Source organism: Neobacillus sp. NRS-1170 (assembly GCF_050468025.1).
Genome location: NZ_JBITPF010000145.1, coordinates 1 through 1692 on the forward strand (window position 1 = coordinate 1; position 1692 = coordinate 1692).

Genomic DNA, 1692 nt, shown 5'->3' on the forward strand with positions numbered 1-1692 from the left:
CATTATGACTAAACTGCACCATTAGTCATAAAAAAGGGACAGCCACAGCCATCCCAATCTTTAACTCTTGCACACGTCAAAATCTTTATTAATTCTCGAAATAGTTTCTTTTAACAATTTATTTTTTCATTTATTGTAAAACAGGCTCTTCTTCAATATTCAATACTTCTTCTAAATTGTTTTCACGAGCACGTTTAAGAATATCAAGGCGTACATTCATCTGTTTTTTCGCAAACTCCAACATGTCATTATTATCAACTCCAAAAGTTTTAACACGGCTTTGAATGTGTTCGTCTGGGTTTTTACCATTTGTAATTGACCCTATACACAATGGCATCAGTTCATTTATTCTGTTAGTTATTACATTATAAATGTGGTCACCGTGTTCTTTAATTAATCGCTGCAGTAAATATGTACCATAACTAATGTGACGTGATTCATCCATTTTTAAAAGACTGATACCTTCTAAAAGCCCTGGTAATTTCCCCAATTTCCCGACACCCGAATAAAAAGCATGGTATCCTGTTTCAGCCATTATCCCTTCCACAACCATATTGTAGGTTGTGGAAGCTATTGCTTGTGCTTCAGGTGACTGATCATGTGCTAGCCTTTCCATTGCAGCTGGTAGTTCTTCATAAAATATTTTCTTATAAGCCTCATTATGATACCGTGATAAATCTTCTTTCGAACCAACAACTTCTTCCAGGAAGCGTGTAAAAAATTCTAAATGCTTGGCTTCTTCAAACAAAAATGTAGTTAAATACATCTCCTCTTCTAAGCGTCCTTCTTTAGCAATCGTCATAACTAACGGGAGTAGGTCAATCGTAACGGCTTCTTCTCCACCGGCAAATTGTGCAATTTGTATCAAAATATTCTTTTTCTCAGCTTCTGTCAAAGTTTCCCAATCAAGCCTATCTTGACTGAAATCAATATCTTCTGGATTCCAAATACCAAATTTTTTTGCTTTTACATAGAGCTTATATGGAAATAGCTCAGTATTAAGACGACTTTTACTAACTGATTGTATTTTATCACGCATAAAAGATTCCTCCCAAGAAAGTAATGAATGAACAATCATTCATTTTTACCTTTAATTAACTTCATCATTCATATTTCAAGTGTATATTCACTAAAACAATGAATAACTAATTAGATTAAATGAATGACCATTCAATCTAAAATAAATTTTAATATTTATCTTTATAACATTGCAATTATATTTTTTAAAATTTCGTAAAAATCCTACTTCTTTTTCCATCTTTTTATTTAGATGAACAATTTTCATGTGGTTTTGGTTTATCTACTAATTTCTTATCTCCTGAGCCCTAGTATGCTAACGCTTCCATTTTAGTTCCTCCTTTAAAATAATATGATAACAAGATAATATTAACACTACTGATTTTTATAGGTCCATCCAATTTTAAAATATTTTAACCATCCACTTTGTATGAAATGTGACGATTGTGAAGAAATCTGCTCAACAGGATTAGCGTTATTAGGTAAGGTAGATTTCATAACTCGCTGGTCGGAAATCCCTATATCTCATTGATGATAAAGACTAGGTGTCAACACAAGCCCTGGAAAAGAAATCTTTGGATTCCTTCCAGAAAATTATCCTAATAAGCATCTAATTAAAGTACAATTTAAAAAAATTTCGCCACGTTCTTCCTTTTTCCTTCTTCAACTGATATG

1 protein-coding gene is annotated in these 1692 nt (G+C 32.4%); it reads right to left on the reverse strand.

All coding sequences use genetic code 11. From position 1 onward, the window contains the following. Window positions 1–130 precede the first annotated feature (130 nt). Window positions 131–1039 carry a R2-like ligand-binding oxidase gene (locus ACIFOT_RS32560; protein WP_430073175.1) on the reverse strand — a complete coding sequence of 303 codons (909 nt, stop codon included), beginning with the start codon at window positions 1037–1039 and terminating at the stop codon, window positions 131–133. Between the last annotated feature and the right edge of the window lie 653 nt (window positions 1040–1692).